Genomic DNA, 12392 nt, shown 5'->3' with positions numbered 1-12392 from the left:
ACACCGATCTGAACTGGGACGTTTTCGTGACACCTGGCATACCCATTGTCATGACCGACGTGCCTCCGGGCGTCAGAGACGCACGTTTTCAGGCGATGGCGTCGACCCTCATCTATGGCAAGCGGGACGCCGTCCTGGTCGATGCCTTCATGACAGTCAAACAGGCCAATGGTCTGGCCGATTGGGTCGCCGCAAAGGGCAAAGAACCTGACGACCATCTACCTGACGCATGGTCATGGGGACCATTGGTTCGGAGTAGGCACTCTTCTCGAGCGCTTCCCAGGTGCGAAAGCGGTCGCAACGCCGGGCACGGTGAAGGTGATGCGCCTCAACGTCTCTCCGGAGATCCTGAAGCTGTGGCAGGCGGGTTTTCCAGGCCAGATTCCGGACAGGCTGGTCATCGCGGAGGAGCTCGACGGAAATGTCCTCGATCTCGAAGGGCATGAGCTGGTGGTCGTCGAGCTGGGTCACACCGACACGGACCTTACGACGTGCCTGCATGTGCCTTCGATCGGGCTGGTAGTCGCCGGCGATGCCGCCTACAACGACGTCCACCTCTACCTCGTCGAGTCCAACCCGCAGACACGGCGGGAGTGGATCGCCGCCCTCGACAAGATCGAGTCGCTCAGCCCGCGCGCAGTCGTCGCATCGCACAAGCGACCCGAGAACGACGATAGTCCCCGAATCATCGAAGAGACCCGTCAGTACATTCGCGATTTCGACCGGCTGGCGGAAACGACCAAGACGGCCCAAGAGCTCTACGACAGGATGCTGGAGATCTATCCGGACCGCGTCAATCCCGGGTGGGCGCTCTGGAGCTCGGCACGCGCGGTCAAGCGATAGATCCGCATTCTCAGCGCCGACTTGTCCGGTAATATGGCGTCCCTGGCCCCTGGATAGGCGAGACTTCATGTTGAGGAGGAACGCCACCCACGGCTCATTCCTTCAGGGCTGCGGAGAGAAGCGCCGTGTCGGTGAAGGCGCGCAGCCGGCGCAGATACCCGCCGCTGACCGTCCATACGTGGACGAACGGTACATCTACCGGCACGGCGGACTTCCGAGTCTTGCCCACGATGCGGCCGAGGGCGACCACTTGCGAGCCGGCCGTGATGAATTCCTCGGCGTCGAAGTGAACATCGAATGCGCCGTAGAAGCTCGTCAGGAAGCGCTCGAGCACGTCCTCGAGCCCTTCGAAATGACCGGCGCCGACCGGCATCCCCTTCTGAATGTCATAGATGACGTGCGGCGCCTGGATCCCCCGCAGCGCCTCGCGGTGGCCTGGGGCCGTCGACTCGTAGAACGCGCGGACACGCTTTTCGTTCTCCTCCATCCTTAGGTCCTCCCGATCCCGTGTTTGCCAGAGACCCCCGAACCGAGCGCCGGCCTGCTACGGCTGCCGCCTGCATAACAAACGACCAGTTTTGGGGCGACCGCTATGGCATCGCGTCACCCGGTGAAATCCATCTGGGACTCGTTTCGCGGCCATGGCTTCGGTCTCCTTGTTGAGGAATGTGAGAGCCTCGCCCCGTCGGAAGCTGGAGGCAGGTCTCGTTCTCTACTCTGCTTTTAGGAAGTACCCTCGAACCTTCGCCGCGATCTGGCGATCTGTCATCTTGTCGACTGTTTCCAGGGCCACGATTCGCCCATGGAGCTCGTTCCTCTCGAGGCGTTTCCTCAATTCGCCCTTTGCCTCACCCGGTCCAAAGATCAGAATCGATTCCGCGTCGCGGATGGCCGCTACGACCTCATCGTAGTAGCCTTGCAGATGATTCGTGAACTCCCTCTCGCGGCTATCGTCCGCTTGAACCTTCTGCGATTCATAGGGGACTGTCGAGCGTTTACCTGCGAACCGTCCCGGCTGCTTTTCGACATTCGATTCGATCTCCTTGGTTTCTTCCCCTTTGTCCGAGACCACCACAATCACGGCCTTCCGATGGTCAATCCACAACCCTACGATTCTCTTCATGGAAGTTTCCTTTCCCCTTTCGGTCCGCTTCCCTGACAACTTAACTGCTTGGAAGTCCTTATCCTACCCTTCGACTTAGTATACCCGTGGGTATGCTATCCACCGGTCGCCGCCCGTTGACAGCGCTCGTCCGCCAGGGTGGAGGGATGAGGTAACGCCGTCGTACTCTAGACTGCCCAAGAAGACCCTACCTGGCATAAGATTGCGTGACGGAGCCGAGGGGGCAGCGCTTGACCGTCCCATGCGTGACACCGGGCAAAACCTGCAATCGACGTCGGCGGCCGGCGCAAACGGGTCGCGCGAGGCGCGGCTGAGCCGGGCGGGCCGTCCGGTCGACCCGGATTGGCGCATGCTCGATGCGAACCAGCGCGACGCGTTCAGCTACTTCCTGCACGAGACCAACCCTACCAACGGATTAGTGCTCGACAAGACATGCGCCAACTGGCCCGCGAGCATCGCAGCGGTGGGGTTGGGGCTCACCGCCTACCCTGTCGGCGTGGAGCGCGGGCTCGTCACGCGCGCCGAGGCCGCGGAACGCACGCTAAAGACGCTGCGGTTTTTCTGGGGGAGCCGGCAGGGACCGGAGCCCGACGCGACAGGGTACAAGGGGTTCTACTATCACTTTCTCGACATGCAGACCGGCGCGCGCGCCTGGCAGTGCGAGTTGTCAACGATCGACTCCGCCCTGTTGATGGGCGGCATCCTGACGGCCGCCGCCTACTTCGACGGGAATTCGCCGGCCGAGCGCGAGATCCGCGACCTCGCCGATCGATTGTATGCGCGCGTCGATTGGCGATGGGCCCTCAACGGCGGAGCCACGGTGACCCACGGATGGAAGCCGGAGAGCGGATTCCTGCCGTATCGGTGGGAAGGGTATGACGAGGCGCTGCTGCTGTACGTGCTCGGACTCGCATCGCGTACCCACCCTCTCTCCCCAGAGAGCTATCGGGCGTGGGCGTCGACCTATGAATGGAAGACCATCTACGATACGCAGTTCCTCTATGCGGGACCGCTCTTCACGCACCAGCTTTCTCATGTGTGGATCGACTTCCGCGGCATCCAGGACGCTTTCATGCGGGAACACGGGATCGACTATTTCGAGAACAGCCGGCGTGCAACCCTGGTGCACCAGCAGTACGCCATCCGCAATCCCGGCGGCTTCGCACACTATGGTGAATTCTGCTGGGGCCTCACCGCGAGCGACGGACCGGGGGAGGTCAAGCTCACGATCGACGGGGTCGAGCGGCAGTTCTTCGACTATCTCGCGCGCAGCGTGCCGGATGGCCCCGACGACGGCACGATCGCTCCCTGGGCCGTGGTCGCCTCGCTCCCGTTCGCGCCGGAGATCGTCCTGCCGACGGTCACGGACTTCATGCGCTGGAAGGTCGGAGGCGTCCACAAGTACGGCTTCAAGGCAACGTTCAATCCGACCTTCCCCGTCCGCGGCTTTCGGGATGGTTGGGTATCGCCGTGGCACTTCGGCATCAACGAAGGTCCGATCGTGGTCATGATCGAGAACCACCGAACGGGGCTCGTGTGGCGATTGATGCGGGAATGTCCCCCTATCGTCGATGGCCTTCGGGCCGCCGGATTCACCGGGGGTTGGCTGTCCAGCGACTGACGGCGCGCATGGAGCCGATCGGCAGGGCGACATCAAGGATCGTGTCGGCGGCGGGAGCTGGCCGCAGTCGACCTCATTAGGGATGGTCTCTTGGCGGAAATGATTCCTGAATTCCTGCCTGACGGAGCGTCGCAGGGCGAACGCCGTGTCTTTGCCGCACTGCAGTCCCTGCCCGACGATGTGGTCGTCTACTACGAGCCGGTGATCCGCCGCCGCTTTCCAGACTTCATCGTCATCGCTCCCACGATCGGTGTCATCGTGATCGAAGTAAAGGGGATCCCGCTGAAAGCGATCACGAATGTCGACACGCATCACATCGCATACACGCAGGGAGGCAGCCGGCAGGATCAGCCCCACCCGTCCCGTCAGGCACTCGCCTACATGCGCGACCTCATGAACACCTGTCAAACGCATCCCTCTGCGGCCGAACTGAAGCGTGACCGCCATTTTTCGTTCGCATTCGGCCATCTCGCCATCATGACGTCCATGCGCCGCGCGGATCTCGATGCCAGTGTGTGGGCGCAGCTGTTCCCGGGAGGTGAGACGCTCTGCGCCGACGAGTTCGATGCAGTTGCCGGTGATCCACCCGCGCTGATGGCTGCGCTCAAGGGCGCCGTGCCGCCGCATATCCCCGTCGTCCCGATCCCGCCGAAGCGTATGCGCGCAATCCGCTCGGTCGTCAGCCCCGCAAGCCGCGTCGAAACTGGTTCCCTGTTCGGCGACAAACCACCGAAGCTCTCAGTCGACGTGCTTGACCTCGAGCAGGAAAGAGTGGCCCGCCAGCTCGGTTCGGGCCACCGCATCATTTATGGCGTGCCCGGCTCGGGCAAAACGATCGTTCTCATCGCGGCAGCAAGACTTCTGGCCGAATCGAACAGGTCCGTACTCATGCTCTGCTTCAACCGTACACTGCAACACTATCTCGCGATGACCTTGAAACGTCACGCAAACATCGCGGTTCACACCTTCGGTGTCTGGGGCCGCATGCAGGGTGCCCCCGCTGAGCTCAACGACATGGACGCTTTCGGCCGGGGTTTGCTCTCCATCGTCGAATCCGGCCGCGGCGACTCAGGAAAATACGACGCTGTGCTGATCGACGAAGGCCAGGATTTCCCCGCCTCTTGGTTCCAGAGCGCCGTGCTCGCGCTCAAGGAGCCGGCGGACGGTACCCTGATCATCGCCTACGATGTCAGCCAGAACCTCTATCGCTCCAAACTGCCTAACTGGAGCAAGGTCGGCGTAAAGGCGCAGGGGCGCACGAAACGGCTCACGCTCAACTACCGCAACACTCGCGAGATCGTTTCAGCTGCATGGAGTTTCGGGGTGGCGGAATCTGCGGGCGACGATGACCTGCCCCACGCTATCGCCCTCCGTCGCGAGAACTGCGCGCGGTTGGGCGCGTGGCCTGTCATCATCCAGGCCGCCAATCAGGATGCGCAGATCAGTCGTTGCGTGGAGATCGTCAGCGATCTCCTGAATGGCGCAGATCACCTTGCCGCCCAGGAAATCATGGTGCTCTGCGTGAAGAACTCTTTACGCGATCGGATCGCCGCCGAGCTCGACAGGTGCAGCCTGACTGTTAACGTCAGGACCATTCATGACGCGCGGGGCCTTCAGGCCAAGGCGGTGATCCTCGTTGCGGCGGAGGATTTGCAGGGTGATGACGGCCGGGCGTTGATGTACGTCGCGCTGACGCGTCCGACCGACCAACTGTTCGTGCTGTGGAGCCACGACACGCCCTTCGTCAAGGAACTGATGCGGAACCTCGAAGCGGCGCGCTCTTCCGCCTGAAGAAGCCCCATGGAGTTTGCGGGAATGCCGCGAGGTACTCCTGTGCAGGTCGACCGGTTCGGCAGCAGGTTTCGCTGCGCCGGATACCTCTAGAAATCTGCGCCACGAGTGGAAGGCATGCAACGATACGCCGCGAGCGGCGGCGACTATCAGCAACGCGTAGAAGAGTCCGAAGACCACGTGCAGCGTTTGCAAGAGGCCGTAGACGATTGCCACGGAAAATCCAAACAATGCCTGACGTCCTGGCTTGAGAGGTGTGGTGGCCGAGTCGGGAATCATGTAGAGCGTGAAGATGATGAACGCGGCGCTGGTCAGCGGAACGAAAAAAGGTGTGCCGCCGACTATGGCGCGAGCGACCCCCTGCAGGATGAAGCCGCCGACCCACCCGGCCACCAGAGGCAGACGCCCGGTGAACAATGCATGGATAATGATGCCTGAGACGAGGACGATCATGGGAATCCCGAGATCCCAGAGGCCGGTGACGTTCTCGGTGAAGTGGTAGGGTGGCGCGAAGGAGACCTCGGGAGGCAGGACGAGCGTTGCCCCGACACCCAGGTTCGACGGATTGAAGATGTGACCGTTGCCCACGGGGGCGCGGAAAATGAGCTTCGAGCTGATGGAAAGAACCACCGCGAAGACCACCGGCCAAAGCCGCTCGTTGGAATAGAGCAGCATGCCACAGGCAAATCCCGGTATCAGGCACGCCGGAAGAAAGTTGAGGAAGTCTAGGCTCCCCGTGAATCGCAGCGCACGGCGCGCGCATCGATCCATTCCAGCAGCATGGATGAGGCAACGGCGGCGCTAATCGACGGCGAAGGCACCGCCGTCCGGAGCCCGGCGGCTCGGCTATCTCGAGCAGCGCGAATGGTCCGGGATGGAGGCCGTCGTTCTCGAAGCCGAGGCACGCGTCGCCGAGACGCGGGCGTGCGCGGAGGATCCTTCGATCGCGACGGATGCGGATATGCTGCAGAAGCGGCTCGCCGAGCTCGCGGATCACCGGGCCCAGGTCGATCGGCTCTACGCCCGATGGGCCGCCCTCGATGAGAAACATAAGTAACGCACCGGCATGAAGAGCGGATAACCACCCATGATCTCGTTCGCCAACATCAGCAAGCAGTACGGGAAGCAGGCCCTCTTCATCGAGGCATCCTTTCAGCTGAACTCCGGCGAGAAGGTCGGCCTCGTCGGCCCGAACGGCGCCGGCAAGACCACGATTTTCCGAATGATTGTGGGGGAGGAGACACCCGACGACGGCGAGGTGTCGGTGCCGAAGAAAGTGACCATCGGATACTTCCGCCAGGACGTGGAAGAGATGTCGGGTCGCACGGTGCTGGACGAGGCGATCGCCGGCAGCGGCCGAATCGGCGATCTTCACCACGAGCTCGAGTCGCTCCAGCACGCCATGGCAGACCCGGTTCGAAGCGGCGAGATGGACGCCATCCTGGCCCGATTCGGCGAGGTGCAGGAGGAGTACGACCACCTGGGAGGCTACGCGCTTGAAAGCCAGGCGCGCGAGGTGCTGCACGGACTGGGGTTCGACGACGAGCGGATCGACGGCGATGTCGGTGCGCTGTCAGGCGGCTGGAAGATGCGCGTGGCGATGGCCCGCGTGTTGCTCGGCCGGCCCGAAGTGCTCCTGATGGATGAACCGACCAATCACCTCGACATCGAGTCGATCATCTGGCTCGAAACGTTTCTGAAAGGATTTCCGGGCGCCCTGCTGATGACCTCGCACGATCGCGAGTTCCTGAACCGCATCGTCTCGAAGATCGCGGAGATCGACAGCGGTGAGATGACGGTCTACTCCGGCAACTACGATTTCTACGAACGCCAGCGCGCGCTGCGCGAGGCGAACCGCGAGGCGGCCTATGGACGACAACAGGCCATGCTCGCCAAGGAACAGCGGTTCATCGACCGCTTCAGGACGCACGCCGCCAAGGCGGCGCAGGTGCAGAGCCGCATCAAGGCCATCGACAAGATCGAGAAGGTCACGCTGCCGAAGCAACGCACCATCGTGAAATTCGCTTTCCGCGAGCCGCCCCGATCGGGCGACCAGGTGGCGGTGATCGAGAACCTCCACAAGGCTTATGGCCGCCGCGTCCTCTACGAGGATATGAGCCTGACGATCCGGCGCGGGGAACGCTGGGCGGTGATGGGCAGAAACGGCGCCGGCAAGACGACGCTGCTCAAGATGATCGCAGGCGTGCTGCAGCCGGATTCGGGCAGGGTCCGGCTCGGCGCCAGTCTCAAGATGGGCTATTTCGCTCAGCAGTCGCTCAGCGTGCTGGACCCGGATCTCACCGTCATCGAGCAACTGCAGGCCGACTTCCCGCGCGAGGGCGGCGGCGCGCTCCGGTCTCTGGCCGGCGCGTTCCAGTTCTGCGGCGACGATGTGGACAAGAAGATTCGGGTGCTGTCGGGAGGCGAGAAGTCACGCCTCGCGATGGCGCGCATGCTCTTCGACCCGCCGAATTTTCTCGTCCTCGACGAGCCCACGAATCACCTCGACCTTGCCACGAAGGAGATGCTGGTGGATTCGCTCAAATCCTTCGAGGGCACGATGATCTTCGTCTCACACGATCGCATGTTCCTCCGCGGTCTCGGCACGCGCGTTCTGGAATTGGGTGGAGAGAGCGGCACCGAAGCCCAGCCGCAGGTGTATCCCGGAACCTACGTGGAGTATGTCGAGCGGGCGGGACACGAGGCGCCGGGGACGCACCTGTAGAGCACCTGCTCTCCGCTGTGCGATTCGCTAGGCGCCCGATCCTGGTCTGCGCGCCCTCCGGAGCGCCTTTCGTCCGGCCTGGGCGACGATTCTCCCGATCAAGGCGTCCTGCCCGATCAGATCTTCTTTCCGTGCCTTCGGGAGCCGTTTGATGCGGGCTTCGACGCGGAGCGCAAGACCCCGTCTCCCGACCGCCTTGTTGAGCACGAGCCGTAGCGGCCCCTTGCCGCGAAGATACTTTGCGCCTTTGCCCGCACCCTGCTCATGCTCTGCAAGCCGGCGAGAGACGTCCGTCGCGATGCCGGTGTAAAGGGCCCCATCTCGGCACCGCACCAGATAGACATGCCACCGAGGCATCGACAAGACTAACCCCTCGCGCCGGCCGGGGGCGCCGCGGTTCATCCGATGCGATGCTCGACCACCGCCGTGCTGTAGCCCCGCCCCTCGACATTTAGATAGAGCTGTCGTTCGGTGATCGAGACCGACACTTCGGCGCGTCTCGGCAACACCGCCGCGACCGCGTCGATGAAGCCTCGCCCGAACTCGTAGACCGGGATCTCCGCGGCTCGGTGGATCTTCCTGCCATTCAGCTCCGCCAGCAGTTGCGAGGTCGCCCGATGGGTGTAGACGGCCGCTCGCCCCGCGAGCTTGCTGCCGCGGTGAAGTCGTTGCGGATCGGGACTGCCGACTTCGATCCACGCCGTGACGCGGCCGGTCAGGTCCCGTATCAGCACCGCCGGGAGTTTTCCAGCCGCGACTCCTTCCGTGAGCTCGATCCCCTCCGTGTACTCCATGCAATAGGCGAGGAAGCGCGTGACCATGTACTCGGCCGTCTCGGAGGGTTGCCGCGCCAGCCGCACCTCGAGCGTCTCGTAGACACCGCGATCGATGTCAGCCAGCTCGGTGCGCAGAGTGTAGAGGGTCGCGGTGAGCGCCATGAGCGGCACCAGCATACACGATGGTGCATTCTGCTCGTGACTAAGCTCTGCTGCGTTCTGGAGCTCCTCATCCCTTGCCGAATGAACGAATCGCAAATCGGATTGAAGCGACGGCTTCCGGAGGAAGGCCAGACTCCGCCTTTGCCAACGCGGATTCCAGGTGCGCGAGCTGTTCACCCGATGGTGCTATTTGACTGCGATTGTACTGGGAGCGCAGCTACAAGACTCAGTAGGTTCCGCCGGACGTGCGTCGGGCGAGACTCCGAGAAGAGCTGACGGGAAACCAGGTCGTCCACGGTGCGGCGTCTGTCCGGATCGAGAGAGCCGCTGTGGATGAGGTAATCCGAGAGGTGCTTCGAGCGATCCGCGCGCCAGGCGATGACCGCCCGCTTGGAGCGCCGATTCGTCGATCAGATGGTGCTGTTGCGCGAGCAGACCGAAGAGGATCTCTCGCTCAAGCGGACCAGGCATGTCCCTCCAACGCCTGCAGCGTGCGGCTTGCCGTCGGGCATTCTATGCGAATCACGGGGATGGATGGTGGAGGCGGCGGGAGTCGAACCCGCGTCCGGAAGAGTTCAGCCTAGGGCCTCTACACGCTTATCCGGTTCGTAAACGTCTCGCCGCTCTCCCGCCGATTCCGGAAAGTGTCGGGTGAGAAGCCAGCCTGTAAGTTTCGCCGATCAGCGCCAGGCATTCCGATCAGCTATCCCGACTTGGTCACGCCCTGACCGGATTCCCTCGGGAGGGGAACCCGCAGGACGGACTGCCTTAAGCAGCCAGCGCTAAGTTGTTGTTAGCGTTTGTGTTTGTCCACCGGTTTAACGAGGTTAGTGGGCCTCGGCGTGCTACCCCGGCGTCTGCAGTCCCGTCGAATCCGTTTCGCCCCCATTTTGGGTAAGTTTCGGCTCCTTCAAAAAATAGCACCTAGCTCCGAGGAGCGTCAAGGCTGGCCTGTGCTAGCGCCGGCCCAGGATGCGGCACCCCGGGCCCTACATATTAATAGGTTGCCCGGGGGCCTCCTGCCCCTGTCCTCGGAACGGCCACATGGATAGCAACCGTTAGATTGAGAAACTGTTTCGCATTCGAGCTTATTCCTCCACCGCGCGATAGATAGATTGTCGGCCGGTTTAAGGCGTGAATCGAACAGGGTCTGGAAGACTGGGAATCGCTGGGAAATCCGTGGCATCACATCACGTCCACGAGGTGTGGAAATAGCTGGATGCGGCTAGGATGGAGGCGTGTCACCATCACAGATCGCGTTCTGGGTACGGCTGACGGCGCGGCTGTCCGTCGTGCTCTACTCGCTGGCGCTCAGTAGTCTTGCATTGTCTGCCTATCGCGGACGTGAGCCACGAGCGCCGGTGAGAACCCTCCAGGCCTTCATCCTCTCGCACACGATCCACTTTGGATTCGTGGCTTGGCTGACAGTCGCCACGGCGGGCCGCAACATCGCGCAGCGTGGCGGCCCGCTCTTGACCTTCCTCGTCGGCGTGGTCTTCTATGTCGCGAGCTTCGCCATGCTGCTCGGCGCGCGGCAGCGTCGCCGATCAGCCTTGGCGGGTGCGACGGTCATCTGGCTCATGTTCGTGGCCACCTACGTCGGCCGGATTCCGAGAAACGCGGTCTACGCTCTGCCGGTCGCAGCCACAACGATTTCACTGGGAGCCTACCTCTTCGGCCCGAGGCGTAGAGATCCCTTCTCGGCGCCGAAACCTACCTAATAGCTCGCGGTGGCCGACCTCGTGAGGGTGAATTCCCGAGTCCGAAATCTCTTTACTCCCGAGCTCGGGCGGTCACTCATTCGGTCGCTGCGACCAACGGTAAGTGGGATTCACCGATTTCACAGGAGGAACGCCATATGGCCAAGCGATGTAGGTTCAAACTGCGGAATGCCTTGATTGTCCTGCTGGGACTGTTGGGGTCAGGGACCTGCCTGGCGCAGGCGCAGTCCACTCCATCGACGAAATGGCGGGGGGGACTGCTCTTGTTCTACGGGCAGAAGGCACTTGGGAACGATTGGGAACCGGTCGAATTCCAGGACGCCGTAGGCTCCCAGATCACCGCGGGGCCCGTTCGGTGGCCGATCGCGCTCGCTTTCGACCACCTGCGCTCCGGTGAAGACTCATCGCAAGACGGCGAGCGATTCAAGGGAAGGACCGAGGAATGGGCTGTGGGTATTCGCAAAGTGTGGGAGTCCGGAACCCGACGAACCTTTGTGGGTGGGGGGGCTGATTTCCTGGTTGCCAAGCTCACGCTGCCCGAGACGGGAAGCTCCGACAGCGATTCCTCATTCGGTCCCTGGCTGGGAGGTGGCGTCTTCTGGCGCGTGGGCAATTATTTCAGCCTGGGCTTCTTTGGGCGCTATTCCTATGGAAGCGTCACGGTTTTCGACGAAAGCCGGCAGGCGGGGGGGCCGCAAGCCGGATTCCTGATCGATTGGGGCTGGCCTGGCCCGCCTTGAGCGTCGTGAATCCGAATGCGCGCCGCATCGAGAGCTAGCTCGCGTCGATCCCCTTCAGGATCTGCTCGGGCCTGGCACGTGCGGCATAAGATGATGTGAGGAGCCGCCAGCGGACGTTGCCTGACGGATCGACATAGAACTCCGCGGGACGGGCGATGTCCGAGCCGTCCGGGCCGGCACCGGCGTCGAGAAGGTCGTAACGCCGTATCACTTCCGCCTTTTTATCGCAGAGGAATGTGAAGGTGTAGCCTGCTTTGGCGCGGAGCTCGCGGATCACCTCGGGCGGATCCGAGCTGATGGCGACCAGGCGTACGCCGCGGGCCTCGAATTCGGCGAGATTGGCTTGCAGGCTCCGCAACTCGGAGTTGCAGTACGGTCACCAGTGGCCGCGGAAGAACACCAGGACGACCCCGCCCGGACGGCCGGCACTGCCCGGAGCTGCTGCGAGCATCTCCGCAAGCGTCACCGAGCGCCCGTCCTGGTCGAGGAGCGTGAAGTCGGGCGCCGGCTGACCCGCGCGCGGCGCGCCCCCTGATGCCGGCAGCTTTCTCGTTCCGACAAGGGTGCCGTAGGCGAAGATCCCGCCCAACCCGACTCCCAACGCAAGAGCAATCGCCGTGAATACCTTGCCGCGATAGATGGCGGTGTCGCGGTAGGCCTTGCTGACAGATAGCGCCAGCAGCCCGATCCCGAGCGCGAACATCAGGAGTGTCGCCCACGGCACATCGCGCGTCACCGGGAAGTCGATGAAGACCAACAGGAAAAGAACGGGCGCAGCCACCACCAGCAGGAGGCCGAGCCAGAGAGCGCGCGGAATGCGCCGCTTCTTCGTCTCGGATTCCTTCATCGCCAATCCCCTCGCCGTATTGCCTTGGATGATTCGACTGCTC

11 protein-coding genes, 1 other RNA gene and 2 pseudogenes are annotated in these 12392 nt (G+C 62.8%); 7 read left to right on the top strand and 7 right to left on the bottom strand.

Annotation, left to right across the window (positions count from 1 at the left end; translation table 11 throughout):
• Positions 1 to 168 precede the first annotated feature (168 nt).
• Entirely contained in the window at positions 169 to 843 is a 675-nt protein-coding gene (locus VFW45_01375; protein HEU5179414.1) for an MBL fold metallo-hydrolase, read from the top strand.
• Between the two features lie 94 nt (positions 844 to 937).
• Here VFW45_01375 and VFW45_01370 read toward each other — a convergent pair whose 3' ends face one another.
• Both VFW45_01370 and VFW45_01365 read right to left on the bottom strand, forming a co-directional pair.
• Positions 938 to 1330: a nuclear transport factor 2 family protein gene (locus VFW45_01370; protein ID HEU5179413.1), complete on the bottom strand. Its 393-nt coding sequence runs from the start codon at positions 1328 to 1330 to the stop codon at positions 938 to 940.
• 225 nt (positions 1331 to 1555) lie between these two features.
• Entirely contained in the window at positions 1556 to 1966 is a 411-nt protein-coding gene (locus VFW45_01365; protein HEU5179412.1) for a hypothetical protein, read from the bottom strand.
• A gap of 349 nt (positions 1967 to 2315) precedes the next feature.
• Here VFW45_01365 and VFW45_01360 point away from each other — a divergent pair, with 349 nt between their 5' ends.
• The 4 genes and pseudogenes from VFW45_01360 (at position 2316) to VFW45_01345 (ending at position 8103) form a co-directional block, all read left to right on the top strand.
• Positions 2316 to 3587 (top strand): glucoamylase family protein, encoded by a 1272-nt coding sequence (locus tag VFW45_01360; GenBank protein HEU5179411.1) that lies wholly within the window; start codon positions 2316 to 2318, stop codon positions 3585 to 3587.
• Between the two features lie 99 nt (positions 3588 to 3686).
• Positions 3687 to 5378 carry an NERD domain-containing protein gene (locus VFW45_01355; protein ID HEU5179410.1) on the top strand — a complete coding sequence of 564 codons (1692 nt, stop codon included), beginning with the start codon at positions 3687 to 3689 and terminating at the stop codon, positions 5376 to 5378.
• A gap of 853 nt (positions 5379 to 6231) precedes the next feature.
• A pseudogene (locus tag VFW45_01350) lies at positions 6232 to 6435 on the top strand (ABC transporter C-terminal domain-containing protein).
• Between the two features lie 30 nt (positions 6436 to 6465).
• A complete protein-coding gene (locus VFW45_01345; protein HEU5179409.1) occupies positions 6466 to 8103 on the top strand; it encodes an ABC-F family ATP-binding cassette domain-containing protein in 1638 nt (545 codons plus the stop codon).
• 27 nt (positions 8104 to 8130) lie between these two features.
• Here VFW45_01345 and VFW45_01340 read toward each other — a convergent pair whose 3' ends face one another.
• The 3 genes from VFW45_01340 to ssrA all read right to left on the bottom strand — a co-directional run bounded on the left by VFW45_01340 (position 8131) and on the right by ssrA (position 9928).
• Entirely contained in the window at positions 8131 to 8460 is a 330-nt protein-coding gene (locus VFW45_01340) for a GIY-YIG nuclease family protein (protein HEU5179408.1), read from the bottom strand.
• A 41-nt stretch (positions 8461 to 8501) separates the two neighbouring features.
• On the bottom strand, positions 8502 to 9041 hold the full coding sequence (locus VFW45_01335) for a YaeQ family protein (protein ID HEU5179407.1): 540 nt from the start codon (positions 9039 to 9041) through the stop codon (positions 8502 to 8504).
• 535 nt (positions 9042 to 9576) lie between these two features.
• Positions 9577 to 9928: a transfer-messenger RNA gene (gene ssrA / locus VFW45_01330) on the bottom strand.
• Positions 9929 to 10279: 351 nt separating this feature from the next.
• Between ssrA and VFW45_01325 the strand changes: the two genes are divergently transcribed.
• Together VFW45_01325 and VFW45_01320 are read left to right on the top strand one after the other, a co-directional pair.
• A complete protein-coding gene (locus VFW45_01325; protein HEU5179406.1) occupies positions 10280 to 10762 on the top strand; it encodes a hypothetical protein in 483 nt (160 codons plus the stop codon).
• Between the two features lie 263 nt (positions 10763 to 11025).
• Positions 11026 to 11502, top strand: coding sequence for a hypothetical protein (locus VFW45_01320; protein HEU5179405.1), 477 nt, complete (start codon positions 11026 to 11028; stop codon positions 11500 to 11502).
• 34 nt (positions 11503 to 11536) lie between these two features.
• Here the strand turns inward: VFW45_01320 and VFW45_01315 are convergent.
• Positions 11537 to 11866 (bottom strand): annotated as a pseudogene (locus tag VFW45_01315) (redoxin domain-containing protein).
• A gap of 12 nt (positions 11867 to 11878) precedes the next feature.
• A complete protein-coding gene (locus tag VFW45_01310) occupies positions 11879 to 12349 on the bottom strand; it encodes a hypothetical protein (GenBank protein HEU5179404.1) in 471 nt (156 codons plus the stop codon).
• Positions 12350 to 12392: the final 43 nt, after the last annotated feature.

The organism is Candidatus Polarisedimenticolia bacterium, from assembly GCA_035764505.1.
Taxonomy (GTDB): domain Bacteria; phylum Acidobacteriota; class Polarisedimenticolia; order Gp22-AA2; family AA152; genus AA152.
This window is presented reverse-complemented; position numbering and strand designations above follow the sequence as displayed.

Coding starts and splice junctions, on each gene's coding strand:
- VFW45_01375 (HEU5179414.1), top strand. CDS start 169: ATGGTCTGGCCGATTGGGTCGCCGCAAAGGGCAAAGAACCTGACGACC.
- VFW45_01370 (HEU5179413.1), bottom strand. CDS start 1,330: ATGGAGGAGAACGAAAAGCGTGTCCGCGCGTTCTACGAGTCGACGGCC.
- VFW45_01365 (HEU5179412.1), bottom strand. CDS start 1,966: ATGAAGAGAATCGTAGGGTTGTGGATTGACCATCGGAAGGCCGTGATT.
- VFW45_01360 (HEU5179411.1), top strand. CDS start 2,316: ATGCTCGATGCGAACCAGCGCGACGCGTTCAGCTACTTCCTGCACGAG.
- VFW45_01355 (HEU5179410.1), top strand. CDS start 3,687: ATGATTCCTGAATTCCTGCCTGACGGAGCGTCGCAGGGCGAACGCCGT.
- VFW45_01345 (HEU5179409.1), top strand. CDS start 6,466: ATGATCTCGTTCGCCAACATCAGCAAGCAGTACGGGAAGCAGGCCCTC.
- VFW45_01340 (HEU5179408.1), bottom strand. CDS start 8,460: ATGCCTCGGTGGCATGTCTATCTGGTGCGGTGCCGAGATGGGGCCCTT.
- VFW45_01335 (HEU5179407.1), bottom strand. CDS start 9,041: ATGGCGCTCACCGCGACCCTCTACACTCTGCGCACCGAGCTGGCTGAC.
- VFW45_01310 (HEU5179404.1), bottom strand. CDS start 12,349: ATGAAGGAATCCGAGACGAAGAAGCGGCGCATTCCGCGCGCTCTCTGG.